The 26,857-nt window shown below is 70.2% G+C and carries 15 protein-coding genes; 9 read left to right on the forward strand and 6 right to left on the reverse strand.

Annotated features, from left to right (window positions below):
- Positions 1 to 17 precede the first annotated feature (17 nt).
- The 3 genes from QP939_RS23095 to QP939_RS23105 all read right to left on the reverse strand — a co-directional run bounded on the left by QP939_RS23095 (position 18) and on the right by QP939_RS23105 (position 3,844).
- The gene (locus QP939_RS23095; protein WP_285458899.1) at positions 18 to 1,223 is read right to left on the reverse strand and encodes an acyl-CoA dehydrogenase family protein; all 1,206 of its coding nucleotides are present in this window, start codon (positions 1,221 to 1,223) and stop codon (positions 18 to 20) included.
- A gap of 20 nt (positions 1,224 to 1,243) precedes the next feature.
- Entirely contained in the window at positions 1,244 to 2,539 is a 1,296-nt protein-coding gene (locus QP939_RS23100; RefSeq protein WP_285459824.1) for an acyl-CoA dehydrogenase family protein, read from the reverse strand.
- A 99-nt stretch (positions 2,540 to 2,638) separates the two neighbouring features.
- A complete protein-coding gene (locus QP939_RS23105) occupies positions 2,639 to 3,844 on the reverse strand; it encodes a low temperature requirement protein A (RefSeq protein WP_285458900.1) in 1,206 nt (401 codons plus the stop codon).
- A gap of 117 nt (positions 3,845 to 3,961) precedes the next feature.
- Between QP939_RS23105 and QP939_RS23110 the strand changes: the two genes are divergently transcribed.
- From QP939_RS23110 to fxsT (QP939_RS23125), 4 genes are all read left to right on the forward strand, one after another.
- Entirely contained in the window at positions 3,962 to 4,894 is a 933-nt protein-coding gene (locus tag QP939_RS23110) for an effector-associated domain 2-containing protein (protein ID WP_285458901.1), read from the forward strand.
- A 153-nt stretch (positions 4,895 to 5,047) separates the two neighbouring features.
- Positions 5,048 to 6,472, forward strand: a complete 1,425-nt coding sequence (locus QP939_RS23115; RefSeq protein ID WP_285458902.1) for a VMAP-C domain-containing protein — start codon at positions 5,048 to 5,050, stop codon at positions 6,470 to 6,472.
- Positions 6,450 to 7,496: an AAA family ATPase gene (locus QP939_RS23120; RefSeq protein WP_285458903.1), complete on the forward strand. Its 1,047-nt coding sequence runs from the start codon at positions 6,450 to 6,452 to the stop codon at positions 7,494 to 7,496. Before QP939_RS23115 ends, QP939_RS23120 begins: the two co-directional genes overlap by 23 nt.
- A 2-nt stretch (positions 7,497 to 7,498) precedes the next feature.
- Positions 7,499 to 11,878, forward strand: coding sequence for an FxSxx-COOH system tetratricopeptide repeat protein (gene fxsT, locus QP939_RS23125; RefSeq protein ID WP_285458904.1), 4,380 nt, complete (start codon positions 7,499 to 7,501; stop codon positions 11,876 to 11,878).
- Between the two features lie 3 nt (positions 11,879 to 11,881).
- Here the strand turns inward: fxsT (QP939_RS23125) and QP939_RS23130 are convergent, their stop codons facing one another.
- Positions 11,882 to 12,964, reverse strand: coding sequence for an aKG-HExxH-type peptide beta-hydroxylase (locus QP939_RS23130; RefSeq protein ID WP_285458905.1), 1,083 nt, complete (start codon positions 12,962 to 12,964; stop codon positions 11,882 to 11,884).
- A gap of 1,132 nt (positions 12,965 to 14,096) precedes the next feature.
- Between QP939_RS23130 and QP939_RS23135 the strand changes: the two genes are divergently transcribed.
- The 4 genes from QP939_RS23135 (at position 14,097) to fxsT (QP939_RS23150) (ending at position 21,942) form a co-directional block, all read left to right on the forward strand.
- Positions 14,097 to 14,951, forward strand: coding sequence for an effector-associated domain 2-containing protein (locus QP939_RS23135; RefSeq protein ID WP_285458906.1), 855 nt, complete (start codon positions 14,097 to 14,099; stop codon positions 14,949 to 14,951).
- 191 nt (positions 14,952 to 15,142) lie between these two features.
- Entirely contained in the window at positions 15,143 to 16,612 is a 1,470-nt protein-coding gene (locus tag QP939_RS23140; RefSeq protein WP_285458907.1) for a VMAP-C domain-containing protein, read from the forward strand.
- Positions 16,590 to 17,651, forward strand: a complete 1,062-nt coding sequence (locus QP939_RS23145; RefSeq protein ID WP_285458908.1) for an AAA family ATPase — start codon at positions 16,590 to 16,592, stop codon at positions 17,649 to 17,651. The genes QP939_RS23140 and QP939_RS23145 overlap by 23 nt, the downstream gene beginning before the upstream one ends.
- 1 nt (position 17,652) lies before the next feature.
- Positions 17,653 to 21,942, forward strand: coding sequence for an FxSxx-COOH system tetratricopeptide repeat protein (gene fxsT, locus QP939_RS23150; protein ID WP_285458909.1), 4,290 nt, complete (start codon positions 17,653 to 17,655; stop codon positions 21,940 to 21,942).
- A gap of 5 nt (positions 21,943 to 21,947) precedes the next feature.
- Here the strand turns inward: fxsT (QP939_RS23150) and QP939_RS23155 are convergent, their stop codons facing one another.
- The gene (locus tag QP939_RS23155) at positions 21,948 to 23,735 is read right to left on the reverse strand and encodes an HEXXH motif domain-containing protein (RefSeq protein WP_285458910.1); all 1,788 of its coding nucleotides are present in this window, start codon (positions 23,733 to 23,735) and stop codon (positions 21,948 to 21,950) included.
- 574 nt (positions 23,736 to 24,309) lie between these two features.
- The gene (locus tag QP939_RS23160) at positions 24,310 to 25,488 is read right to left on the reverse strand and encodes a TetR/AcrR family transcriptional regulator (protein WP_285458911.1); all 1,179 of its coding nucleotides are present in this window, start codon (positions 25,486 to 25,488) and stop codon (positions 24,310 to 24,312) included.
- Between the two features lie 149 nt (positions 25,489 to 25,637).
- On the opposite strand from QP939_RS23160, the gene QP939_RS23165 reads away from it, so the two are divergent.
- The gene (locus tag QP939_RS23165; protein ID WP_285458912.1) at positions 25,638 to 26,849 is read left to right on the forward strand and encodes an acetyl-CoA C-acetyltransferase; all 1,212 of its coding nucleotides are present in this window, start codon (positions 25,638 to 25,640) and stop codon (positions 26,847 to 26,849) included.
- Positions 26,850 to 26,857 lie beyond the last annotated feature (8 nt).

The raw sequence follows: 26,857 nt of genomic DNA on the forward strand, positions 1-26,857 counted from the left end.
TTTCCGTTACGTTACAACTACTTCAGCTCAGCCGAAGACTTGCCGAGGACCCGGCGAGCCACGATCAACTGCTGGATCTGCTGCGTCCCCTCGAAGATGTCCAGGATCTTCGCGTCCCGAGCCCATTTCTCGAGCAGCGACTCCTCGCTGTAAGCCCCAGTAAGCTCGACACACTTGAGCGCGATCTCGACAACAGACCGCCCAGCCTTGGCCTTGGCCATGGAGGCCTGAAGCGAGTTCGGCTTACGATTGTCAGCCATCCAAGCCGTCTCCAGCGTCAGCAGATACGCCGACTCATAGTCAGCCTCGAGCCGAAGGAACTCAGCCGCAGCAGCGTGCTGCGAATTGGCCGGACGATCGTAATCGATCTCCACCCCAGCCGAAGTCAGGATCCGCCGAGTCTCATCCAAAGCCGCCCGCGCGACGCCGATAGCCATCGCCGCCACCAGCGGGCGCGTGTTGTCGAACGTCCGCATGACGCCCGCGAAGCCCTTTTTGGTGTCGATCTCCGGCGTGCCCAGCAGGTTCTCGCGCGGGACGCGGCAGTTCTCGAACCTCAGCACCGCCGTGTCCGAGGCGCGGATGCCGAGCTTGTGCTCCGTGCGCACGACCTCGAAGCCCGGTGTGCCCTTCTCCACCACGAACGACTTGATCGCCGCGCGGCCCTTGGACTTGTCCAGCGTCGCCCACACGACCACCGCGTCCGCGCGCTCGCCCGATGTCACGAAGATCTTCTCGCCGTTCAGCACGTAGTGGTCGCCGTCGAGGCGGGCCGTTGTGCTCACCGCCGCCGAGTCCGAGCCGAAGCCCGGCTCCGTGATCGCCATCGCCGCCCACATGCCCGAAAAGCGCTCGAGCTGCTCGTCGGTCGCCACCGAACTGATCGCCGCGTTGCCCAGACCCTGGCGCGGCATCGACAGCAGCAGGCCGACGTCGCCCCAGCACATCTCGATCGTGCCCAGCACCACGTTCAGGTTGGCGCCGTTGCGGTTTCCCTTGGCGTCGTCGTCCGAACCGGAGCGGCGGACGCCCGCCGCGCCCGCGCCGCCCTCGCCGGACGAGTTGAGCCCGTCCAGCAGCGCCGCGAACATGTCCAGCTCGGTCGGGTACGTGTGCTCCGCGCGGTCGTACTTGCGCGAGATCGGCCGGAACACCTCGGCCGCGGCCTGGTACGCCTGGTTGATCAGCGCGCCGGCCTTCTTGGGAGCTTCCAAATTGATCATCAGAATGGCCTTTCCGAAGCCTAGAGAAGGACGGCGCCTTCCATGACGCCGATGGCGCGCAGGTCCCGGTACCAGCGCTCGACGGGGTGCTCCTTGACGAAGCCGTGCCCGCCCAGCAGCTGCACACCCGCGCTGCCGATCTGCATGCCCTTGTCCACGGCCAGTTTCCGCGCCAGCGCGACCTCGCGGGCGTACGGCTTGCCCTGCTCCGCACGAGCCGCGGCGCGCAGCGTCACCAGCCGCAGGCCCTCCAGCTCGATCGCGATGTCGGCGACGGAGAACGCCACCGCCTGCCGGTGGCTGATCGGCTCGCCGAACGCCACCCGCTCGTTCACGTAAGGCACGACGTAGTCGAGGACGGCCTTCGCGGTACCGGCGGCCAGCGCCGCCCAGCCCAGCCGCGAAAGGCGGACGACGTCGGCGAAGACGTCGAGCTTGCCGCCGCCGAGAAGCGCGCCCGCGGGCAGGTTCACCTGCTCCAGGTGCAGCTTGCCGGTCGCGGCGCCGCGCAGGCCCATCGCCGGCTCGGCCTCGATCGACACGCCGGCCGTCGACGACTCGACGAGGAACAGCGCCGGGCCGCGGCCTTCGAGATCAGCCGACACGATGAACAGTTCGGCCTGCGCCGCCCGCGGGACCAGCGACTTCACGCCGTCGAGCTGGTAGCCCTTCGGGGTGCGACGCGCCTTCGTCGCGGGCTTGAAGGGGTCGTAGAGCGCTTTCTGCTCCTGCAGCGCCAGCGCGGCGGCGGGCACGTTCTCGCCGACGAACGCGGGCAGGTAGTCGGCCTGCTGCTGCTCGTCGCCCCAGCTGACCAGCGCGGTGCTCACCGCGGACGGCGCGAGCACGGCCACGGCCAGGCCGAGGTCGCCGTGCGCGAGCGCTTCCGCGACCAGCGCGTTCGTCACGACGGAGCGTTCGGTGCCGACGCCGCCGAGCTCCTCGGGGATGCCGACCAGGCTGATGCCCAGCTCGGCGGCCCTGGCCAGCAGGCCCTCGGGCGCTTCGAGCTTGGCGTCGGCGTCCGCGGCGGCCGGCCGCAGCTGCTCGGCGGCGAACTCCGTCACGGTCTCGACGATGAGCTGCTGGTCCTCGCTCGGGGTGAGGTCGAACAGCCCGGTGTCGGCCGACGGCGCGAGCCGGGCGGGCTTGCCCAGCTTCCGCACCGACTTGAACGACCGGGTCGCCGCGCCCGCGACGCGGAAGCCGTTGCGCGTCCCCGCGGTGACCAGGCCTTCGATGGGCTTGCGCAGCCCGGCCCGATCGACGACCTTGCTCCCGGCCAGCCGGGTCAGCGCGGAAAGGCCCCAGCCCATCGCGTCCCGTTTCCTTGGCGCAGCCATGTGGCCCTCCATCCGTTACCTACTCGCGAGTAGGTTAACCCGGGACGCGGGATCGCGCCAGTGTGGGCTCACTTACGAGTGAGCGGTGTGCACCTCCCGGCGCCATTCGGCGAAGCGGAGCCGTTCGAACGTGATGAGCCCGAGCACCAGCGCGGCGACGACCAGCAGCAGCACCGCGGCGGGCACGTGCTCCAGCAGCGGCGTCGCCGCGACCAGCAGCACGCCGAGGACGAGCCGCTGGAGGTTCCAGCTGCCGAGGTTGCGCTTGCGCAGCGCGCTCAGCGCGATCAGGTAGAGCGCGAGCCCGCCGGTGAGCGTCCAGATCGGCACGCCGTGGAGCGCTTCGCCGGGGGTGTGGTGCTCGGTGTCGGCGATGTAGAGGAAGGCCTTCTTGAGGCCGAGGGCGACGAGCACGATCCCGGCGATCAGCGGCAGGTGCAGGAAGGTGTAGGAGTCGGTGGCGAGCTTGGTGCGTTCGACCCCGGTCGCCCGGGTGAGCCGGTGCTCGGAGACGCGCGCGACGACGTCGAAGTAGGTCCACCACATCCCGGCGGCGAGCGCGAGCCCGCACACGGCGGCCCCGGCGACCAGCCACGACATGGGCAGCGACCCGATCCCGATGCCGATGGCGACGATCGACTCGCCGAGCGCGATGATCATGATGAGCCCGAACCGCTCGGCGAAGTGCGCGGGCGAGTTGAGCCGCCACCCTTCGGGACCGGCGAGGTAGACGTTGAGGTAGTCGGCCAGCAGCGCGACGACCCACAGCCCGAGCTGCCACGGCCCGCTCAGGAAAGCGGCCACCCCGAGCAGCAGCACGCTGGGCAGCAGCCCGACGAACATCCGCAGCAGCACCTTCCGCAGGGCGGGATCGTGCCGCGCGGCCCCGAGGTACGCGACGAGGTGCAGCAACCGCACGAGGGCGTAGCAGCCGACGAACAGCTCCGGCGCGAACAATCCGCCGGCGCGGTCGACGAAGGCTTCGGGGATGGTGAGCGAGACGAGGAACATGACGGCCATGGCTCCGAACATCGCGAGCCGGGCGATGCCGTGGTCGACGTGGATGGTGGTCCCGAGCCAGGCGTAGCTGCACCAGCACCACCACAGGACGGCGAGCATCGCGACGCCCTGCCCGACGCCGAGCGGGCTCAGGTGGTCGGCCATCAGCTGGGTGGTCTGGGTGATGGCGTAGACGAAGACCAGGTCGAAGAAGAGCTCGATGGTCGAGACGCGGTGGTCCTCATCCGCGCTCACCAGGTGCAGGCGTCTCGTGGGCACGCCGAATTATGGACGTCGGGTGCCCGCTCGCGGCGCGTTTCGCGGTAACACCCTGCGCGAACATGGCCGAGCGTGCATGCGTCTGGGAGAATGGGGCCGGGACGTGGGGAGGGTGTCGTGGTTTCCTATCCAGCCGCGCTGCACCGGACGATCATGGCCGTGGACGTCGCCGGGTACAACAACCCGAGCCGGACCATGGCCCACCTGCGCGAGGTGCACGACGGCCTGTGGCGAGTCCTGCGGAACACGTTCGCGGAGACGGGGATCCCCTGGGACGTGTGCTTCGTGGAGAACACGGGCGACGGCGCGATGATCCTGCTGCCACCGGACATCGCGAAGGCGGACCTGGTGGCGGAGTTCCCGGCCCGCATGCGCGACGGCCTCCGGCGCCACAACCACGTGCACGCGGAGGAGGCCCGGATCCAGCTCCGCCTGGCGTTGCACGCGGGCGAGGTGGCGGAGGGCAGCCACGGCCGCATCAGCAAGGCGGCGAGCTTCACGTTCCGCATCCTCGACGCCCCGGAGGCGAAGGCGGCCCAGAAGGAGGCGAAGGCCGACCTGGCGCTGATCACCTCGGACTTGCTGTACCAGGACGTGGTGACCCAGGACGCGGCCGCGGAGCCGGATGCGTTCCGCCGGATCCCGGTGAAGGTCAAGCCTGGAGAGAACGCCGCATGGGCGTGGTTGCGCCTTCTGGGTGCCCCGGCGGCCACTCTCGCGGTGTCGGCAACCGCGGGCACGTCCGCGCCGCCGGAGCCGCCACTTTCGTTCCCCGCACTGGTCGAAGCGTTGCTGGCGGTCGCGTGCGTGCGGAACGCGGAGAGCCGCCGCCTCCTGCTCGAAATGATGTCCCGTCGCGAAATCGCCGAGGCTGTGCCGCACCAGGCGGAGGACCGGCTGCACGTGATCGAACTGGCGCGCACCTGCGAACGGTACGACGGCGGGCTCGAAGAACTGCTCACGACCGTGCGCCTGCTCGACCCGGGATCACCGCAGGTCGAAGAGCTCAGCGCGGTGATAGCGCGTCGTTCGGGATTCCGGGTTCGTTAGCGGTTGTCCGGCTTTTGCCCCTTTTGCCAGAGGACCGGATAGGTAGACTCGCGATCTTCGGGGCACTTCGCGGGGGCGGGAGGTGGTACGCCGGTGTCGGCAAGACAAGGGCGCCCCCCAATCGGGATCGCGATTCGCCGGTCGCTCGTCGACGTGCTGGTGGTCGCGGGTTTCGCCGACGACAAGTCCATCCGCACATTGCTGGTCGCGGAGCTGCGGCGCGCGCTCGACAATCCGTTCACGGTGCCGGACCAGCTGGCCCCGCGGGCGCAGCTGATCGAAATCGTCAACTGCTGCAGCACGATCGACGACGGCTTGGCCGTGCTGGCCGACGTGCTCGAGTTCCTCCGCCCGGGTACGAAGGAATGCACGCAGTTCCGCGATCTGGTGGATTCCCTTCCCCTGCGCGACGTGGTATCGGAATCCGAACAGGAGCGCTTCCGCCACCAGCTCGAAGGGTTTTCGCCGCCCGGGCTCCGGGCGGCCGTGCGCCGGGCCGCGCGGTTCGTCGTGCCGACGCCGCACTACGCCGACGCGGCCGAAGCGTTCTCCGAACTTGCCGACTTCAACGCGGCGCCGGGCGAGTTGCCGCCCGTGGTCGCGTTCGCCGAGCTGATCGCGGCGGAATGCGAGGAGCCGCTGGCGACGCAGCTCCGCAAGTGGTCTGACGGACAGGCGCACCGGCTGCGGCTCGACAACGCGTTGCGGGCCCTGCGTTCCTATGGCGCACCGTCCGTCGCGGGCCGCCTGCACCTGGCCATCATGATCGAGGCGGATCCCGTCGACCCCGGCCGCTACGAGGTTTCGCACTGGCGACAGGACGATGCCGCCGAATGGCCGCCACCGCGTGGCGAAACGGTGCTGACGACCTCGGCCGGACTCGAAGGCGAAGTGGCGAAAGTGATCTCCGCGGCGGAAGAAGCGTGGGCGGAAACGGACGCGGACGTGGTCATCGAGTTCGTGCTCCCGCGCGGATTGCTCGGCCTTCCCGTCCACACCTGGAGCACGGAGCGTCACCTCGGTGCGCCGCAGCCGCTGTACCTGACTTATCCGACGGTTATTCGTTCACTGGAACGGATGAGTTCCCGGCGCTCGCACCGCGTTTGGCGGCGACGGTGGTCGTCGTGGACCCAGGAGCCATCCGTCGAACGAGTATATTTCTGCGAGCACGGCGACACCCGAGATCACCATCGCCTCGACGCGATTCTGAGCGACGAGCGGTGGCTCATGACGGTGTTGACCGGGACGCCGTCCGCGACGCCGATTCCCGGGCGCGACGAGTTTTTCGCAGCCCTCCGTGCGGGCTTGCCCATCATCGTGTGGCACCCTACGGTCTCTTCGGAAGTCGTGCGCGAGGTGGTAACGTGGATGGCCGGCAGTGACGATTTGGGGAATTTGCCGGCACTGACCCGGAAGCACCGGCTCGACGCACTTCGCAATCGGTCGTCGTCCCCGGATGGCGGCATCATAGGGGATCTGGTGGTGCTATGGGACGATCCGAACCGGATGCTCCCCCTCGGCGATCGCGGCGGCCCGGGTCCGGGAGGTGGCGCCGATGAGCACCACCGAGCTTCCTGAGCACCCGCCGGAGTGGTGGATCTACCGGGGCACCGGTCATCCCCTGCAGGACACGCACTTGGCGGACCGGCTGCCCCCGCCGCCGCCGTGGCGCGACTTCCGGCGCGACGGCGAACCGCTCGCGGCCGAGGTGCCCCAGGACGACGCCGAAATCGACCGGCGGCTGGGTACCGAGCTGAGTTTCACGACCGGGCACGCCGACCGCGCCGAAGTCGACATGGTCAACGCGGCGCTGTACCTGCGCCGTCCGCTGCTGGTGACCGGGCGGCCGGGGAGCGGGAAGTCCAGCCTGGCCTACCGGATCTCGCGTGAGCTGCGGCTGGGGCGCGTGCTCCGCTGGTCGATCACTTCGCAGACGACGTTGAAGTCCGGCCTCTACGACTACGACGCGATCGGCCGGGTGCAGGCGTCGGCCGCGCGCGGTGACACCGGCGCGGGTGAACCGCCGATCGGCGACTTCGTGCGGCTGCGCGAGCTGGGTACCGCGTTCCTGCCCCGCCGCCTGCCCCGGGTGCTGCTGGTGGACGAGCTCGACAAGGCCGAGTCCGATCTGCCGCACGACTTGCTGTCGATCTTCGAGGACGGCGAGTTCCTGATCCCGGAGCTCGCGCGGGACGCCCGGCAGTCACCGGTTTCCGAGGTGTTCACCGCCGATCCCGGGTACACCGCGGAGATCGAAAACGGCGTCGTCCGGTGTTCGGCCTTCCCGGTCGTCGTGATCACCAGCAATGGAGAGCGGGATTTCCCGCCCGCGTTCCTTCGCCGGTGCCTGCGCCTGGAGATGAAGGACCCCGGTCCGGCTCAGCTGGCCGCGATCGTCGCGGCGCACGCGCTCGACCCGCGGCACCGCGCGGTGCTGATCGAGGACTTCGTGGCACGCCGGACGGCTCTCGGCGGGCTGCCGGCGGACAAGCTGCTCGACGCGATCTTCCTGGCGACGTCCGGGGCCTATCAGCCCGACGACCCGGGATGGCCGTCGCTGGTCGAGGCGCTCTGGCAGCAGCTGAACCCGCAGGGGCACTGACGATGCCGACGCAGCCCGGCGACCCCGGACGCGAGGACCTGACGGCGAGCGAGGTCGCCGACGGGTTGTGGCTGATGGCCGCCATCGCGGCGAGCTCGGCGGGGGAACCGGAGCCGCCGGCTTCGACAGCGCCTCCACTTCCGGCCGAGCCGCCTGAAACCGCCGAGGTCCATCCTCCGCGGGTGGAGGAGGAACAGCCGCGTCCCGAAAGCCCCGGCCGGCCGGCGGCCCCGGAGCTGCCGCCGATCGTCCAGGCCGAGCGCCGCGCCGACCGGGTGGTCGCGGACGCACGTGGTTTGTTCGAAGTCGAAGAGGAATCACCGGCGGCCGGCGCGAGCTCACCGCTGCCCGACGTCGCCAGGCTCGTCCGCGCGTTCCGCGCCTTCAACCGCAAGGTTCCTTCGGAACAGCCGGAAGACTTCGAACTGGACGAGGAACGCACGGCCGAGGTCAGTGCGGAGGCGGGGGTCTGGTTGCCGGTCACCCGCCGGAAGCGGTTGCCGTGGCTGCACTTGACGCTGGTCGTGGAGCAGGCGCCGTCGATGGCGCTCTGGGCCCCGACGGTCTCGGCGTTCGTGGCCCTTTGCCAGCGACGCCTCGGCATCTTCCGCTCGGTGCAGGTGCGCCTGCTGGAAACGGGGAAGGCCGGCCGCGCCGAAGGGGGCATGGTGCTGGGCCCGGTGCTGCGCGGCGGCACCCCGGACAGCCCCGCCCGCGGGGTGGGCGAACCGGTCGGCTCGTCGGGCCGCCGGTTGATGCTCGTGCTGACGGACGGGATCAGCGACGCGTGGCGACGTGACCTCGTGCAGCCGCTGCTGGCCCGCTGGGGACGCAAGGTCCCGGTGGCGGTGGTGCACCTCCTGCCGCACCGGCTCTGGGCCCGCGGCGGCGTCGACGCGCGGAACGCGGAGATCACGACGAGGGGCCCGTTGCGGCCCAATGATTCCTACCGCGTCGACCTGACGGATCTGCTGTTCGATGAACTGGAACAAGCGGAGCAAACGGGTGACGCGATCGCGGTCCCGGTCCTGGAACTGGAGGAGCGCTGGTTCCGCCGGTGGGTGGAGGTCGTCACCGGGCGGGCGGGGGTGCCGCGGAAATGTCCGGTCATGCTGATTCGGGATCGTGCGACCGCGACTGTGCCCGATTCGGGTGACATTCCGGAACCGCGAGAAGATGAGGTGACCGCGCAGGATCGAGTGAGGGACTTTCACAGTCAGGCGTCGCCGTCCGCATTCCGGCTGGCCACGCTCCTCGCCGCGGTTCCGGTGGACATCGACGTCGCCTCCGCGGTGCAAGCGGAGATGTTGCCGGGTTCGGGTCCCGATCACCTGGTGGAGGTATTCACGAGCGGGTTGCTCGCGCACGACGGGAACCGGCAACCGTGGGACCGGAACACACCGTGGGAATTCTCCGGTCAGACGAGAAGGGTGCTGCTCAGCGGCGCGCGGCGATCGGACACCGCGCACGCGGTCCGCGCGGCGTCCCGGCGGGTGGGGGAGCAGAATCCCGTTCTGGCAAGGCTGATGGCGGCGTTGGAGGATCCCGATTCGACGCCCGATCCGCGGCCGGACACGGCTACGCGCGCCGAGATAGCACTCGAGCGTGACGTGATGAGTGCGTTATCGGGACCCTACCTATCGAGGGCCGACCGATTGGATATGGTCTCGCCGATGAGTGATACAATCCCGCGCGGGTTAGAGCGGTCGAACATCCCGGTCGAAGCCGCAGAAGCTGGTCAGGAGAACCGAGATCCAGTGGAACGTGCGCCGACCGTGAAAGAAAAACCGGACACCGCCGAGAAGGCGAGTGTGGTGGCCAGCGTCGGGGCGTCGACTTCGCGTCAAGTCCGGCGTTCGGGTGAAGAGGTGCCGCCGATCTGGGGGTCCATTCCTCCGCCCAATCCCAATTTCACCGGACGTGGTGAACTGCTCGCCCAGCTGGGTGAACGTCTGGGTGCCGGCACCACCGCGGTCCTGCCGGCGACCCTGCACGGCATGGGCGGCATCGGCAAGACCCAGATGGCCACCGAATACATCTACCGGCACTTGCAGGACTACGACATCGTCTGGTGGATCCAGGCGACGCGGCCGACGCAGATCCACGCCTCGCTCACCGAACTGGCCCAGCACTTGCGCCTGCCGGGCGCCAGCGAGGCCAACACCGCCGTGCCCGCGGTCAAGGAGGCGCTGCGCATCGGCCGGCCGTACCGGCGGTGGCTGCTGGTCTTCGACTCGGCCGAAGACCCGGAGATGGTCCGGCCGTTCTTCCCGGTCGGCGGTCCCGGCGACATCCTCGTGACCTCTCGCAACCCGAACTGGGCCGGTGTGGCGCGCCCGCTCGAAGTGGCGGTGTTCGAACGAGCGGAAAGCAAGATGCTGCTGAGCAGGCGTGGCCCCCAGCTCGACGACGCGGACGCCGATCGCATCGCCGAAAAGCTGGGCGACCTGCCGCTGGCGATCGAGCAGGCCGCGGCCTGGCTGGCCGAAACCGGCATGACGGCGCGGGAGTACCTGCAGCTGTTCGACGAGAAGGTCGCGGAGATCCTCGACACCTCGAACCCGCAGGACTACGAAACGTCCGTCGCCGCGGCCTGGAACGTGTCGTTCGACCAGTTGAGCGTGAGCAGCCCGGCGGCTCACCAGCTGCTGCAGGTTTGCGCGTTCTTCGCGCCCGAGCCGGTGTCGCGGAGCTTGTTCGCCGGCGTCCGCGGGCTCACGGTGTCGCCCGAACTCGACGCGGCCCTGCGCGACCCGATCAAGCTGGGGCGGGCGGTTCGCGACATCAACCGGTTCGGCCTCGCCAAGATCGACCACCGGACCGACACCATCCTCCTGCACCGGCTCGTGCAGCTGGTCCTCCGCAACCGCATGTCGGAACAGCACTTCAGGGAAATGCGCCACGGTGCCCACGAGCTCCTGGCCAACCTCGACCCGAGGGACCCGGAATCACCCCGGCAATGGCAGCGCTACCAGGAGGTGCTGCCGCACATCTACGACGCCGAGCTGATCGAGTGCACGGACCAGTGGGTGCGGCAGCTGGTCATCAACCTGATGAAGTTCCTCTACCACTGGGGCGACCACGACGGCGCGGTCACCCTCGCCGATCGGGCCGTGGAGGCGTGGCAGCAAGACCGGGAAGAACGCAACCGCCGGGGCGAAGCGCCCATCGAGGACCCGCCGCTGCAGGAGCTGCAGGCGGCCGAGCGGCTCGCGTTCTTCCAGTGGACCGTCGGGCGCTACGCCGCCGCGGCCGAGACCAGCAAGCGCACCTTCGACCGCTACCGCGAGCTGATCGGCTCCGACCGGGAAGAGACGCTCGACGCCGCGCTCACCTACGCGGTCATCCTCAAAGCGCGAGGTGACTTCGCGGAGGCTGTCCAGCGCAACGAAGAGATCTACATCAAGGCGCGGGGCTTGTTCGGGGACGACGACCCGATCGCGTTGAAGGCCGGTCGCGACTACGCCACGGCACTGCTCCTGGTCGGTGACTACCACCTGGCGAACGACGTGGCGGCCGACACCTACCGCAGGTGCATCGAAGTCTTCGGGTACGACAACGCGTCGACCGTCGCGATCCAGGTCCTGATGGTGATCGCCCGGCGCGAGCTGGGCGACTACCCCTGGGCGCGGATCGAGCAGCAGCAGATCACCGACCGGGTCGAGCAGCTCTACGGCACGGACAGCATCAGCACCCTCCGCCGGAAGTACCACCTGGCGGTCGCGTGCCGGAAGGACGGCGATCACGACGAGGCACGCGCGATCTCCGAAGACGCACTGCGCCGGTTCCGGATCCGGTACGGCGACAAGCACCCGAACGCGCTGGCCTGCGCTCTCGGGCATTCGATCGACCTGCGGCACGCACGTGAGTACGCGAAGGCCCGTGCGCTGGGAGAAGAAGTCTTCGACCTCTATCGCGAGAGCCTGGGCGAAAAGCACCCGCACACCCTTTCGGCCGCGCTCGACCTCGGGGTGACCATGCGGCTGTCCGGCGACCCGTCGAGTGCGCGGGTCCTGGACGAACGCTCACTCGAGGAACTCCGGGTGCAGCTGGGCGAGGATCACCCGCACACGATCGTGTGCGCGATCGACGTCGCCAGCGACCTCGCCGCGCTGGACCGCATCGACGAGGCCGCGGAGCGCGACGCCGAGCTGCTCGTGCGTTCGCGGCGGGTGCTCGGTGACGATCACCCGACGACGCTGGCGGTCCAGCTCAACTGGTCCCTCGACCTCCGGGCCCTCGGGCGGGCCGAGGAAGCGGACGAGCTCTACGAGGACGTCGTCGACCGCTACCGGCACGTCCTGGGCGAAAACCACCCCGGCACGATCGCGGCGACCCAGGGAGTCCGTGCCGACTGCGACATCGATCCGATGCCCCTCTAGGACTCAGTGGGTGAAGCGGCCGATCCACTCGGCGACGGCTTCGACCTCCGGATCGGCATCGGCGGTCGCCCGGAGTTCCCGGTGCACCGCCCGGACCAGTTCCGGGCGGTGCAACAGGGCTCTGGCCGCCGGTCCGGTGCCGCGTGCCGTCAGCGCCAGGCCGAGGCCGACAAGCGCCGCGGGTACGTCCGGGTCGGTCGCCAGCAGGCTCCGGTAGCCCCGCACCGCGGCCTCGACGTCGCCGGACACCAAGGCCAGATCGGCCTGGGTCACTCCCGGCACCACCGGTCCCCGCTCGGCGAGCGCGTCGCGATCGCGGCCGAGTCTCAGCCGGATCAAGTCGGTCCTGGCATCGGTCCAGCCGCCGTCCGGGACCGGGGTCGGGATGCGCGGCTCGAGGGGCTCTTCGAGCTTGGGCCAAGCGTCACCGCGGCACCATGCCCTCGCGAGTGTCGCCACGGCGCCGGCGTGCGGGCGAAGGTGACGGAGACGCCAGGTCGCGTAGTGGTCCGCGGCCGCGGCGGTCGCCCAAACGCCCGGTTCGGCCGCCACCGGCTCCGCCGGCCATGATCCGAACTCGGCGGCGATGCCGTCGAGGAACCTGCGCCCCGCCGCGGTGAGGCTTTCGTCTTCGCGTACCGAGCTCAACGTGCGGTCGACCGCTGCCCGCCACAGCGCGAACTCGAAGGCGGCCGAAGCGTTGCCCTGTTCGGCGGTGGCCAGTGCCCGCCAGAACGCAGTCACGCCGAAGAACGCGTAGATCCCGTGCAGCGCACCGCCGATCGGCCGGGGATCATCTCGCCACGGCACGTACAACCGCTCGCGCGGATCGTCGACGTGCAGGGCGGCCAAGTGCTGGACACCTCCCAGCCGGATGTGGTGGAACTCGTGGACGAGCGCGGCGGCGAGTTGCTCGGAATCGCCGCTGTAGGCGACGATGGCGCTGCCGAAAGCTTCGCCCGTCGACGCGCTGGGCAGCCGGAACGCCACTTCCGGCGTCGGTACCAGGGACTCGAGACCAGCGGGCAGTGCCTCGGCCACATCGGGCAGGTGAGCGGAAAGCAGCTGCCACGCGGAATCCACCACCGTTCGCCACGACTCGAGCTTCCAGCGCCGTGAGCCGCCGCGGCGGGATCGGTTCGTACAGCCCGCGATACGGGTCGAGGTCGTCCAGCCGGAGGGAAAGCCGCCGGTCACCGTGCCAGCTCGTGGCCCGGCGGAGCGGTTGCCAGCCCTCGGTTCCGTCGCTCGGATCGCTCGGCAGCCGTACCCGGGCGCGCTCGTTCCGGATGACGATCCCCTCGTGCGTGGCGGACACCCGCGCCACGCCGTACGTTTCGTTCGTGTCGAGGCGGACCATGCCGAGCGTCGGCAGGGACACGTTTCCCCGCCAGATCGGCAGCTCCGCTTCGAAGGCCACTCCGGCTCGGATGGCGGCGGCCGCGGCCAGGCAGTGCACGTGCCCGAGGTGGACCCAGAACGGGCAGACGCCGGCGATGTCCTGGCGGCTCAACCGGGTGGTGTAGCCGGCCCAGGTTCCGGTGTAGGGGTGCTCGAGAATGGTTTCCACCGCGGCGGGCGCCAGTTTCTGAACCCGGGCCAGAAGTTCCCACGCCGATTCGGGCGAGGGAAGCGGCCCGGCCAGTTCCGGCGTCTTCGCCGCCAGGTCGACGATTCCCCGCAACAGGAGCAGCCGTCTGCTCCGCTCGGCCGCGCGGAGCCGCCGCACCGGGTCCGGGCCCCCGCCGCCGCGGGCGAGCGCGTCGAAATCGCTCCAGGAGAGGCGGTGGGGATTCAGTCCTTCGGTCACCACGATCAGTCGACCCGCTTTGCGCCTCCGCTGCCGCTCGCTGTCACCGGGATGTAGGAAACCCGTTCGACCACGTGCCGCACCGAGCTCCGCAATTCGCTGCCGTCCAAGGTGCGGAGCCGGGACAGCGGTACTTCACCGAGATCGAGGAGTTCAGATTCGATTCCGGCGTCCCCGCTCGAGTGCGGTACCTGCATCTCGATTCCCCTCTCGAAGGGAGAGCGGACCCCGTCGGCCCGCTTCGCATTATCCCGCATTGCCGGCCGTTGCGACAGGGACGGATTCCGTGCGCCGTTCAGGCGATGCGAGGCGGTCCGTTCGCCGGGACCCGGTGGCCGCGCGACCATGGCCGGGAACGCGCGGACCTGTGACAATGGCGGGTGCCGCGAATGTGGGAGGCCCGTGCCCATGGACTCGACCGCGCACCACTGGACGCTCATGGCGCTCGGCGCCGCCGGTCCGGGGCGCGCGACCGTGCATCGGTTCGTGCACGAAGTGCTCGGGAACTCGGTGCGGGCGTGGCTTGCGGACGCCGGTGTCCACCGCGACTGCATGGTCCAGGACGACACGGGTGACGGTACGGTGGTCCGGTTTTCCGCCGAGGTCGCGAAAGCGAGGTTGGTGGCGCAGCTCCCCGGCCGCGTGCTGTCCGAATTGTGCCGCTACAACGCCGCGTACGCCGAAGAAGCGCGCGTCCGGCTGCAAGTGGCCTTCCACGTCGGAGAAGCCGGGGACGCGACCACTCACGCGTTCGGTTTGCTGGGTGCACCCGAAGCGAAGAACGCGTTGGAACAACCGGGTGCGCTGCTGTCCCTGATCGTCTCCGAAGCGTTCTACCGCGCGGCCGAGCTGGCTGATCGGGAGTTCGATGGCTTCCGATATCACCGGATAAGCCTTTCCGTCAAGCAAACGAAGACCGAGGCTTGGCTGCGGTTGTTCGGTGCGGTTGCCGACCGGCTCGCTCCGCACCCATTGCCACCACTGGCCGGTGGGCCGGAATTCCCGGCATTGGTCGAGGCACTGCTCGCGGTGCCGTGCGTCCGCGGTGCCGAAGGCCGCCGCCTTCTGCTGGAACTGTTCTCGCGCCGGGAAATCGCGGACGTCGTTCCTTACCACGCCGAAGACCGGTTGCACGTCATCGCGCTCGCGAGGACGTGCCGCCGGTTCGACGGCGGTCTGGCCGATCTGCTCGACGCCATCAAGCTCCTCGATCCGGAATCGCCCGCGGTCACGGCACTCGCCGCGTTGATCGACGGCCGGTGAACCCCGCGTGGCGGGTCCGGACGTCCGGCTCCGGCGCTCGGGTTGTCCACCTTTTGCCCGCTATTGCCGGCAAGTTCGGTGGGTAGAATCACGATTCCCGGGCCCCCGGGCGGGGAGGTGGTCGTCAGGTGTCGGCCGGAGAACGAACCCACGGACCGGGCCGGGAGGTACAGCTCCCGTCCACGGTTCGCGTGGCGGTCCGGGAGGCTATCGTCAACCTCCTCGCCAAGGCCGGGTTGGCCACCGACCGGCCGAGCCGGTCGTTGATGGTGGACCTGATCCACGACAACCTGGGTTTCCCGCTGACGCTTTCCGAACACGCGACCGGACGGGACCAGCTGATCGACGTCGTGAACGCCTGCGCGCGGGCGGACGGCGGGATGCGGGCGCTCGACCACTCGGTCCGCATGCTCCGGCCCGGCTCACCGGAGTCCGAGCTCCTGCACCGGCTCGTGCACGAACCGCGGATGCACGACCTGCTGCCGGACTCCGAACTGCTTTGGCTGCGTTCGGTGCTGTCCGGCTTCACCCCGCCGCGGCTGAGCGCGCTCGTCCGGCGGTCCGCGAGCCCGGCGGTGTGCCCGGCCGGCGAACCGGGCGACGCGTGGGAAGCGTTCTGCTCGTTGACCGAGCTCAACACACCCGCGCACGGACTGCCGCCGGCGCTCGCCTTCGTCGAGCTCATCGCCGCCAAGTGCGCGCGTCCGCTCGGTGACGAACTGCGGGAGTGGAACACCTGGCAGGCGCGCCGGGTACAGGGTGAGGGGCGGTTGCGTGAACTGCGCACCGCACGCACGCCCGCCGACGGCTGCGGCGAACTGCGCCTGCACCTGGTGATCATGGTGGAGGTCGACGGCATCGACCCCGACCGGCACGTCGTTTCCCATTGGCGCCAGGAGGATCCGCAGGAATGGCCGCCGGCCAGGGGTGGGATGGCCACCATCCGCGGTGACGAACTCGAAAACCACGTCGGCAGGCTCATCGTCGACGCCGAGCGGGAGTGGTCGGAGTACCGCGAAGAAGTCGCGCTCGAATTCGTCCTGCCGCGGGCATTGGTCAACCTGCCGGTGCACCGGTGGTGCAAGGAGCACGAAACTGGTGATCCGCGGCCGTTGTTCCTGGACTACCCGATCGTCATCCGTTCGCTGGAGCGGATGTTTTCCCGGCAGTGGCACCGGGCGTGGCGACGACGGTGGGAAGCGTTGCTCGGCAACCCGTCGGCAGAGCGCGTTTACTACTGCCGCCCGCAGGACACGGCGGAGCGCCACCGCCTCGACGCCATCCTCAGCGACGGGCGGTGGCTGGTGATGGTGCTCGCCGCGCCGCCGCCGGAACGACCGCGTCCCGGCGGGGACGAACTGGCGACGGGACTGCGCACCGGCATCCCGGTCCTGCTCTGGCACCCGGACGCCTCCGCCGAGGTCTTGCGCGGGGCCGTCGCCTGGCTCCTCGACGGCGGCGGCCTCGGCGATCTTCCCGCGCGGACGCAGGATTCGCGCCGGGCGGCGTTCGGTGAGGAGAGCCCGCCCGCCGACTTCCAGGCCTGCCGCGACCTGGTGATCCTGTGGGACGACCCGAGCCGCCTGATCTTTCTCGACGATGGCCCTTACCTGCCGAACGCGACACGGGAGGATGCGGATGAACGGGGAAAAGCGTGCTGAGGCCCAGTCGGACTGGGGGATCTACCGCGGGACCGGCCGTCCGCTCCACGACGGTTCGCTGGCCGACCTGCTGCCGCCCGCACCACCGTGGCGCAAGTTCCGCGGCGGGCCGGTGCCGGAAGAGGACTTCGTCCCGCCCGACGAGGGCGAAGCCGACCGGCGGCTCGGGTCCGAGCACCGGCTGACCACACGGCACGTCGACCCGCACGAAGTCGACATGGTCAACGCGGCTTTGTACCTGCGCCGCCCGCTCCTGGTCACGGGCCGCCCCGGCTGCGGGAAGTCCAGCCTGGCCTACCGGGTCGCTCGCGAGCTGAAGCTGGGCCGGGTGCTGCGGTGGCCGATCACTTCGCACACCACGCTGAAGGCGGGGCTGTACCACTACGACGCGATCGGCCGCGCCCAGGCGGCCGGGACCCGATCGGCCGCCGACCGTGATGGTGACGGGGAGCCGCCGATCGGGGACTTCGTCCGCCTCGGCGATCTCGGCACGGTCTTCCTGCCACGCAGGCTGCCGCGTGTGCTGTTGATCGACGAGCTGGACAAGAGCGAGGCGGATCTGCCCAACGACTTGCTCAGCCTGTTCGAGGACGGTGAGTTCATCATTCCCGAGCTGGCGCGGGTGCGCAGCCGCACCAGCGAGGTCGAAGTCTTCACCGCCGACCCCGACGCGACGGCCATCGTGGTGGACGGGCGGGTGCGCTGCGCGGCCTTCCCGTTCATCGTGATCACCAGCAACGGAGACCGCGACTTCCCGTCGGCGTTCCTGCGCCGGTGCCTGCGGCTGGAAATCCAGGACCCGGACATCGAGCAGCTCGCGGCCATGGTGGCCGCGCACGCGCTCGACCCGGAGGACGTGCACCGGTCCCGCATCATCGAGGAATTCGTGAGCCGCAGCGAAGCCTATGGTGCCCTGCCGGTGGACAAGCTCCTGGAAACGGTCTTCCTGGCGACGTCCGGTGCCTATCGCGAAGACGGCGAGTCCTGGCCGCGACTGGTCGACGCGCTCTGGCGGCAGCTGAACTCGGTGGTGCCGTGAGATGACCGAGGAGCGGCCCGGGAACACCCCGCCACTCTCGTGGAGCGAGGTCGCCGACGCGGTCTGGCTGGCCGCGACACTGCGGCAGCAGGCCACGCGGCCGGTCGACCGATCGGCTCCGCGACCGCGTCCACCGGCGCCGGACCCGTCACCCGAGCCCCCGTCACGCCCATCGGAACCGGAACAGGAACAGGAGCCGAAACCGGCGACCCGCCGAGCCGTGGGCGAGCCACCCGCGACGAGGTCCGAACCGGTTGCGGAGCGCCCGCGGCGTCCCGCCGATGAGCACCTCGCGCGGGACAACCGGGCGCACGGAGCCGAAGGGGAGCCGTGGCGCACGGGAGTCCCGAGACGGTCGGCGATGCGGGGTGGCCCGGCGATCCTGCGAGCCCTCCGGCCGCTCAAGCAGTTGCGCCCGTCTCCGCGCGAGGACGACGTGGAACTGGACGAAGAACGGACTGCCGAACAGGCGGCCGAGTCCGGCATCTGGTTTCCCTTGCTGCGGCGCGGGCCGACGACACGCGTCCTGGACCTGACCGTGGTCGTCGACGCCGGCTCGTCGATGGCGCTGTGGCAACCGGAAGTCGCGGCCTTCTTGAAGCTGGTACAGCAGCTCGGAGCGTTCCGCACGGTCCGGATCCGGTACCTGGAAACGGAAGCCAGGGCGACCGACGGCTCCCTCGCCCCGGTGCTGCGCGGAGGGACCCCGGACGCGCCCCAGCACAGCGTGGCCGAGCTGCTGGGTTGGTACGGGGGACGGCTCATGCTCGTCCTGACCGACGGGATCGGGGAAGCCTGGCGACGCGATCTCGTCGCGCCGCTGCTGGCGCAGTGGAGCAGGCGGATGCCGGTCGCGGTGGTCCACCTGCTGCCGCAGCACCTGTGGAAGAAGAGCGGCATCGCCCTGCACCGGGCGTCGCTCAGCTCCCCGGGGCCGTTCCAGCCCAACCGCCGGTACGCGCTCGACCTGCCGGACGCCTGGATGACCTGGGCGGACCCGGAAAAGGCGATGAGCGGGGCGGTTCCCGTGCCGGTGCTCGAACTGGCCGGACGCTGGTTCGGCTGGTGGGTCCGGCTCCTGGCGCGCCCGGCCGGTGAAGCGGTGCCGGCGACGGTACTGCTCGCGCGTGACCAGCCGATGCCCGAGCCGGGGGATGAAGAACCCGCGTCACCGGTGACGGCGGAGGAACGCGTCCGCCGGTTCGTCGGCGCCGCGACGCCCCCGGCGCTGCGGCTGGCGACGTTGCTGGCCGCGGTGCCGGTCAGCCTGCCGATCGCGAGGTTCGTCCGGGCGGAACTCGTGCCCGAGGCGGACAGTTCGCACCTCGCCGAAGTGTTCACCAGCGGCCTGCTCGGCCCGCCTGGCGCGGGCAACACCCCCGGCGAGGACGCCGTTTTCGAGTTCCCGGTCTCGGTCCGCGAAGCCCTGCTCACGGCCGGACGCCGCGCCGAGACCGTCAAGGTGGTCGCCGTGACCGGACAACGGTTCGGCGAGCGGCACCCTGTGCTGCGGCGGATCGCCGACGCGCTTGCCGATCCCGACCGTGCGTCGCTGCCCGACGAGGCCGAGGACGCCTCCCTCGAGCGGGTCGTGATGCGGGCGCTTTCGGGTCCGTACGCGTGGCGGGCCGAGCGGCTGCGTGAACGGGAGCGCGAGCTCGCCGCGGCGGAGGCGGGCGACGACGCCGTCGAAGAAGGCGCGACGGGAACGACGGGGCCGGGCCCGGTCGAACCCGGTGTCCCCGAGCGGCTGGTCGAGGACGTGCGGGAAGAGGCGGCCACCTCACTGCGCCGGATCCGGCGGATCACCACCGACGCCCCGGTCGTCTGGGGCGCGGTCCCCGCGCGCAACCCGGAGTTCGTCGGCCGCCACGCCCTGCTCGACCGGCTCGGGGCGAGCCTGCGGCAAGCGGGGTGCGCGGTCCTGCACGGGCCGGGCGGCCTCGGCAAGACGCAGATCGCCGTCGAGTACATCTACCGGCAGCTGGGCGAACACGATCTCGTGTGGTGGGTGAGCGCACCCCAGGAGAGCCAGATCCGGGCGTCGCTGACCGAACTGGCCCGCCAGCTGCGGCTGCCCGGTGCCGAGGAGACCCTCACCGCGGTGCCCGCCGCCTTGGCCGCCCTCCGCGCCGGCCGGCCCTACCGCCGCTGGTTGCTCGTCTTCGACGCGGCCGACCAGCCCGAGCTCGTGCGGCCGTTCCTGCCGCTCGACGGGCCGGGACGAGTGGTGGTCACGGCACGGGACGCCGCGTCCGGTTCGTTTCCGGCGGAGCCGATCGACGTCGGCCGGTTCGCCAGGGCGGAGAGCGTCGAACTCTTGCGTCGGCGGGATCCCGCGATCTCGGCGGCGGAAGCCGACGCGCTGTCGGAAAAGCTGGGCGATCTGCCGATCGCGCTGGCACAGGCCGCGGCCTGGCGGGCGGAAACCGGGATTCCGGTCGGCGAGTACATCCGGTTGCTCGGACAGAAAGTGACCGAGATCGTCACGGCATCCCCGCGGCCGTCCGACGACGAGATTTCCGTGACGGCGGCCTGGAACGTCTCATTCGACGGCCTCGCGACTCGTAACCCCGCCGCGCACCAGTTGCTCCAGGTCTGTGCGTTCTTCGCAGCCGAGCCGATATCCCGCAGCCTGTTCGCCGGCGTGCGCGGGGTGTCGATCGCCCCTGAGCTGGACGCCGCGATGCGGGACCCGGTGCTGCTGGACCGGGCGCTCAGGGACATCAACCGGTGCCGGCTGGCGAAACTGGACCACCGCAGCGGCACCCTCTTGCTGCACCGGCTCGTGCAGCTGGTGCTCCGGGCGCGGATGTCCGGCGAGACCCGCACCAAGATGCGCCACGTCGCGCACCTCCTGCTCGCCAACCTCGACCCGAACGACCCCGAGACAGCCCGTCAATGGCCCCAGTACCAGATGGTGCTCCCGCACCTGCGGCACGCCGAGCTGATCGACTGCGACGATCCCTGGGTCCGGCGGCTGCTGCTCAACCTGATGAAGTTCCTCTACGTTTCGGGTGACCACACCGGTGCTCTCGCGCTGGCGCAGGAGGTCGTCGCCGCCTGGACGGAGCGCAACGGCGCCGAGGACCCGGAAACGCTGTCCGCGTCGGTCCAGCTCGGGTTCGTGCTCTGGGTGCTCGGCCGGTACGAGGAGTCGTCGGAAGTCAGCCGCCGGACATTGCGGCTCTACCGGCGGACGGTGGGCCCGGATTCGGAACAGGCGCTCCGGGCCGAAGTCCAGGTGGCGGTCGGGCTGAAGGCCAGCGGCGACTTCTTCGCGGCCCGCGACCTGAACCGGCAGACCTACGAGAAGGTCCGGTCGCTGTTCGGCGACGATGAGCCGACCGCTCTGCGTGCGGCGCACGACCTGGTCGTTTCGCTGCTGCTGGCCGGCGACTACGAGCAGGCGCGCTGGCTCAGCGAGGACACCTACGAACGCCGGTCGGAAGTGCTCGGCTACGACAACTGGGAGACCATCAGCACGCTCAACATCCTGATCATCTGCCGTCGCGAGCTCGGCGACTACTCCTGGGCGCGCATCGAGCAGGAGAAGGTGGTGGAGCGAGTGCGCGGCCTGTTCGGCCGGGGCACCGACGGTGTCATCCGCCGCGACTACCACCTGGCCGTCGCGCAACGCAAAGACGGCTACCACGAAGCCGCGCTGAACCTGTCGGGCAGCGCCCTGGAACGGTTCCGGCTCAAGTACGGTTCGGACCACCCCAACGCGATGGCCTGCGCCTTGGCTCATTCGATCGACCTGCGCACCGCGGGGGTCCTGCCGGAGTCACTCGAGCTGGGTGAGCAGGCGCTGGCCCTGTACCGGAACAGCCTGGGCGACCGGCATCCGCACACGCTGGCCGCCGAGGTGGACATCGGGGTCACCCTGCGCCTGCTCGGAGATCCGGACGGCGCACTGGCGAGGGACGAACGCGCGCTGAACGGGTTGCGCGACCGGCTGGGTCCGGTCCACCCGCATGTGCTGGCCTGCTCGATCAACACCGCGAACGACTGGTTCGCGCTCGGCGACGTGCGACGGTCCTTGCGCATCAACACCGAAACACTGGCCCGGTTGCGGCGGGCGCTGCCCGAGGGCCACCCGACCGCGCTCGCGGCCCGCCTCAACCGCGCACTGGACCTCGAACGGCTCGGCCGCGTCCGGGAGGCGGTCAGCCAGCACCGCGAGGTGCTCAGCGCCGCGTACCGGGCGTTCCGGCTCGGGCACCCGGCCATCGCGGCGGCGGAGAACGCGGTGCGAGCGGAATGCGACATCGACCCGATGCCGTTGTAGCGCGGTCAGGCCAGGGCTTCCCCGACCCAGGCCGCCAGCTGGCGAAGCGTCACCTCGATGCCCTCGCGGCGCAACTCCCGGTGCACGGCACGAACGAGTTCCGGCGCGTTGAGCAACGCACGCGCGGCGGGGCCGGCGGGCAGCGAAAGGCCGTAGCCGATCAACGCCGGGGCGTCGTCGGGGTCCTTTTCGAGTTCGGCCTGGAACGCCGACCGGGCGTCGGCCCGGCGGCCGGCGACGAGCAGGTAGTCGCCTTCGAAGGCGTCCGGGACGAGTGGCCACACCTGCTGGAGCCGGGCTTCGCCGTCTTCACCCAGCTTGACCCGGATCAGGTCGGCCCGTGCGTTCGGCCATTCCCCGTCCGAGACGGTGTCGAGGCGGCCTTCCGGAAGCACCGGAGGGCAGGAAAGGCCCCGCTGCCACGCCTGAGCGAGATCGGCGACCGCCTTCTCGTCGGGACGAAGGTGGCGAAGCCGCCAACCCGCGTAGTGGTCCGCGGCCAACGTTTTCGCCCACCGCAAGGATTCGGCCGCGCACGGCTCGGACTGCCACGGCTCGAACACGGTCGCGAGCTCGGCCAGGAACTGCCGTCCCCCTTCGGTGAGCGCGGCGTCGTCGCGGATCGCTTCGAGGGTCTGCCAGGTCTGGGTGCGCCAGTGCGCGAACTCGAAGGCGGCCAACCGGTCTTCGGGCCGGGCGCGGGACAGCGCTCGCCAGAACGCCGAAACACCGAAGAAGGCGTAGACGCCGTGCACCAGGCCACCGAGCGGACGCGGGTCTTCTCGCCACGGCGCGTAAAGCCGTTGGGTGCGGTCGTCGTCGTGCAGGCCGGCGAGCTGCAGCAGCCCGCCCAGCCGGATGTGCTGGAACTCGTGGACGAGGGCCGCGGCCAGCGTGGCGGCGTCTTCGGGCGCGGCGATCACGGCGCTGCCGAAGGCTTCTCCCGTCGACGCGCTGGGAAGCCGGAACGGGACGGCCGGTTCCGGCACGATCGACGTCAGGCCGGTGGGCAGGACTTCCGCGTACTCGGGCACGTGCTCGACGACCAGCCGCCAGGCTTCGCCGAGCAGGTCGCGCCAGTTCGCCACTTCGGCTTCGGCCAGCCGGGCCGGCGGAATCGGGTGGTAGAGACCGCGATGCGGGTCCAGGTCGTCGAGCCGCAGTTCGAGGACGCGTCCGCCGGCCTCGAACCGGAACTTCCGGAGCGGGTGCCACGACGGCTGCTCCGGCGCGACCCGCGAGCGCGAGCCGTCGATTGTGAAGGAACCGGCTTCCCCGTTGACTTCGGCGGTCGTGAAGCCGCCGCCTTCGTCGAGCCACGCCGCCCCCAGCGTCGGCAGCACGACGGTGTCTTTCCACACCGGCACCCGGATCGTGAACTTCAGGCCCGCGTGGATCGCGGCCGCGGCGGCCAGGGTGTGGAGGTAGCCGTAGTGGACCCAGAGCGGGCACTCACCGGTGAGCCCTTGGTCGATCAGCCGCGTGGTGTACCCGGCCCAGCTCCCGGTGTAGGGGTGGGCGAGAACCCGCTCCAGCGCCTCCGGCTCGGCCTGTTGAGCGCGCTCCAGCAGGTCCCAAGGAGCCTCGGCGCCGGCCAGCGGACCGGTCAGCCGCTCGTCCGTCTCGGCTTCGTGCACGAGGCCGAGGATCAGGAGCAACCGGCGGCTGCGATCGGCGGTGCGCAACAGGTCCACCGCGGCGGCCCCGCCACCGCCGGTGGCGAGCTGGTCGAAGGTGTCCCAAGGGAGCGAATGCGAGCCCGGGGCGGACGCCTCCGGGACCTTCGTGTGCACAGTGAGCCTCTCCGGAGCGACTTCAGTCGACGCGTTTGGCGCCGCCCCCGCTGCCGCTCGCGGTCACCGGGATGTGGGCGGTCCGCTCCGCGGCGTGGCGAATCGAACGGCGGAGCACAGCGGCATCGAGCTTCCGCAGTTCGGACAGTGAGACGGCGCTCAGGTCGAGGAGTTCGGATTTGATCCCCGGCTGTTCACTGCCACCAGGCGATCGCATCGCGATATTTCCCCTCGTCCAGAAGTACCGTTTGGAGGCGCGCGTAAGTTAGCACGGCATGGGCTCACCCTTTCGGGTCGCCCGGCGATTGCCCGCTTCCCCGCGACGGAGCTGGGTGCCCCCTACTCGTGAACTGTTCATCGTACTCCGTGCGGCCGAGAGAAAGCGGCGCTCGCCGGACAGGATTCGATACGCTCTGTCACAGGGGCCTTGCGCTCGGGAACTGGCAGGGAAAGCGGTTCGCCGGAGGTGGTGATCCGGTGCCCGGTGAATTCGCGTCGAGTCGGCCGAGACTCAATTATTGCGAGATATCTGTTTTGTCATTCCGGCGGTCGGCGGGCGGTTGAGAAGAATTCCTCAGGCGACGCCGAGAACCGTGTGCAGGAGGGTCGTCAGCTCCGCTTCGAAGTGCGGGCGCGCCGCCACTCGGCGGGTGCGGGCCAGGTCGTTCGCGATGGTCAGCGCCGCGTGGACCGTGATTTTCGCTTCTCGCGGCGGGAGTTCCGGGCGCGCCGCGGAAAGCAGCGTCACCCACTGGGCTACGTAGTCGCGTTGCACGCGCAGCAGGTCCGCCTTGTCTCGGTCGGGCATCGTCACCCGGTCCGCCGAGAACGACACCAGCAGTTCCGGCGTGTGCAGAATCGTGTGCACGTACGACGCCGCCAGGCGGCGGAGCGCGTCCTCCTCGTCCCTTGCCTGCAGTGCCCTCTCGGCCGCCAGCGCCAGTCTGTCCGCCGCTCGGTGGCCGATCGCCACCATCAGGGCCGCCTTGCTCGGGAAGTGGCGGTAGACGCTCGGGCCCGCTATGCCCGCCGCCGCACCTATGTCCTCCATGCTCACGTCGTGGAACCCCCGCTGGGCGAATAGCTCCGTCGCCGCCGCCAGGACCTGCTCGCGGCGGGATGGCGTGCCCAGGCCCGCCACCGCGGTTGAAGGCGGCGTCGCGGGCGACGGGAGTGTGGCGTTGAGCACAGCCAGCGCCAGCTCGACCAGCAACTGCGCGAACCGGCGGCGCGCCACTGACGTGTGGTGCACCGAGACGCTGCCGAACACCGACAGTGCCGCCCAGCACAGCAGCTCGGCGTCCTCGGCCGGCAGCTCCGGGCGCCGGGTCAGCAGGGCCTTCGACCACGCCGTCAGCGCCAGCGTCGACCGGCGGGCTATCTCGCGCTGGTCCTCCTTCGGGAGGTGACGCCCCTCCCAGCGCCACAGCGCGGCGATCTCCCGGCGCTCGACCGCCTGCGTCGCGAGGCGGCCCAGCAGGTCTTTCAGCTGGTCAGGCTGGGGAACCGAGTCCGACAGCGCCTCCGCCGTCGCCGCCTCCAAGTCCTCGAAGCCGCTCAGGACGACGTACGCCAGGATCGCCTGCTTGTCCGCGAAGTGGCGGTACAACGCCGGCCCCGTGACGCCCGCCGCGTCCGCTATGTCCTTGATGCCGACCCCGGGGAAGCCACGCGCGCGGAACAGCTCCGCGGCCACCGCGGCCAGCTGGGCCTTGCGGTCGCGGGGTCGCGCAGCGCGTACGGAGTCGGTCATCGTGAAAGAACGATAGCGGCTAACGGCACACCTGCAACCCATTGACACCATGGGGTTATCCGGAGATATGTTAATGGCCATTAGCCCTACTGGCCGGTATCATCGGCCACGGTACGAAGACGTCCCACACGCTCGCGAGGAGTTGTTCTGTGAGTAGCGAGGCCTACATCTACGAGGCGATCCGCACGCCTCGCGGCAAGAACAAGGGCGGTGCCCTGCACGGCACCAAGCCGGTCGACCTGGTGGTCGGCCTGATCGAAGAGCTGAAGGTCCGCCACCCGAACCTCGACCCCAAGGCGATCGACGACATCGTGCTGGGCGTCGTCTCCCCGGTCGGCGAGCAGGGTGCCGTCATCGCGCGCACCGCCGCGCTGAACGCGGGTCTCCCGGAGACCGTCGCCGGTGTGCAGCTCAACCGCTTCTGCGCCTCCGGCCTGGAGGCCACCAACACCGCCGCGCAGAAGATCCGTTCCGGCTGGGACAACCTGATCATCGCCGGTGGTGTCGAGTCGATGTCGCGGGTGCCGATGGGCTCCGACGGCGGCGCGCTGTTCATGGACCCGGCCACCGCGTACGACAACTACATCGTCCCGCAGGGCACCGGCGCCGACCTGATCGCGACGATCGAGGGCTTCTCCCGCGAGGACGTCGACCGCTGGGCGGTCCGCTCGCAGGAGCGCGCCGAGGCGGCCTGGTCCGGCGGCTACTTCGCCAAGTCCGTCGTCCCGGTCAAGGACATCAACGGCGTCACGGTCCTCGACCACGACGAGCACCGCCGTCCCGGCTCGACCATCGAGGGTCTCGGCAAGCTCAAGCCGGCCTTCGCGGGCATCGGCGAGCTGGGCGGCTTCGACGCCGTCGCGCTGCAGAAGTACCACTCGGTCGAGAAGATCAACCACGTCCACACCGGCGGCAACTCCTCGGGCATCGTCGACGGCGCCGCGCTGGTGCTCGTCGGCTCCGAGCAGATCGGCAAGACCTTCGGGCTGACCCCGCGCGCCCGGATCGTGGCGACCGCGTCGATCGGCTCCGAGCCGACGATCATGCTCACCGGCCCCACGCCGGCCACCGAGAAGGTGCTGAAGACCGCGGGCCTCAAGCCCGAGGACATCGACCTGTGGGAGCTCAACGAGGCCTTCGCGTCCGTCGTGCTCAAGTGGATCAAGGACCTGCACCTCGACGAGGAGAAGGTCAACGTCAACGGCGGCGCGATCGCCATGGGCCACCCGCTCGGCGCCACCGGCGCGATGCTGGTCGGCACCGTGGTCGACGAGCTGGAACGCCGCCAGGCGCGCCGCGCCCTGGTGACCCTGTGCATCGGCGGCGGCATGGGCGTCGCGACCATCATCGAGCGGGTGTGAGGGAAGAA

Origin of the sequence: Amycolatopsis nalaikhensis, assembly GCF_030264295.1 — a bacterium.
Lineage (GTDB): Bacteria > Actinomycetota > Actinomycetes > Mycobacteriales > Pseudonocardiaceae > Amycolatopsis > Amycolatopsis nalaikhensis.

What these genes read in the sequence shown, in the direction of transcription:
- QP939_RS23095 (WP_285458899.1), bottom strand. Translation starts at nt 1,223, where the DNA reads ATGATCAATTTGGAAGCTCCCAAGAAGGCCGGCGCGCTGATCAACCAG.
- QP939_RS23100 (WP_285459824.1), bottom strand. Translation starts at nt 2,539, where the DNA reads ATGGGCTGGGGCCTTTCCGCGCTGACCCGGCTGGCCGGGAGCAAGGTC.
- QP939_RS23120 (WP_285458903.1), top strand. Translation starts at nt 6,450, where the DNA reads ATGAGCACCACCGAGCTTCCTGAGCACCCGCCGGAGTGGTGGATCTAC.
- fxsT (WP_285458904.1), top strand. Translation starts at nt 7,499, where the DNA reads ATGCCGACGCAGCCCGGCGACCCCGGACGCGAGGACCTGACGGCGAGC.
- QP939_RS23135 (WP_285458906.1), top strand. Translation starts at nt 14,097, where the DNA reads ATGGACTCGACCGCGCACCACTGGACGCTCATGGCGCTCGGCGCCGCC.
- QP939_RS23145 (WP_285458908.1), top strand. Translation starts at nt 16,590, where the DNA reads ATGAACGGGGAAAAGCGTGCTGAGGCCCAGTCGGACTGGGGGATCTAC.
- fxsT (WP_285458909.1), top strand. Translation starts at nt 17,653, where the DNA reads ATGACCGAGGAGCGGCCCGGGAACACCCCGCCACTCTCGTGGAGCGAG.
- QP939_RS23160 (WP_285458911.1), bottom strand. Translation starts at nt 25,488, where the DNA reads ATGACCGACTCCGTACGCGCTGCGCGACCCCGCGACCGCAAGGCCCAG.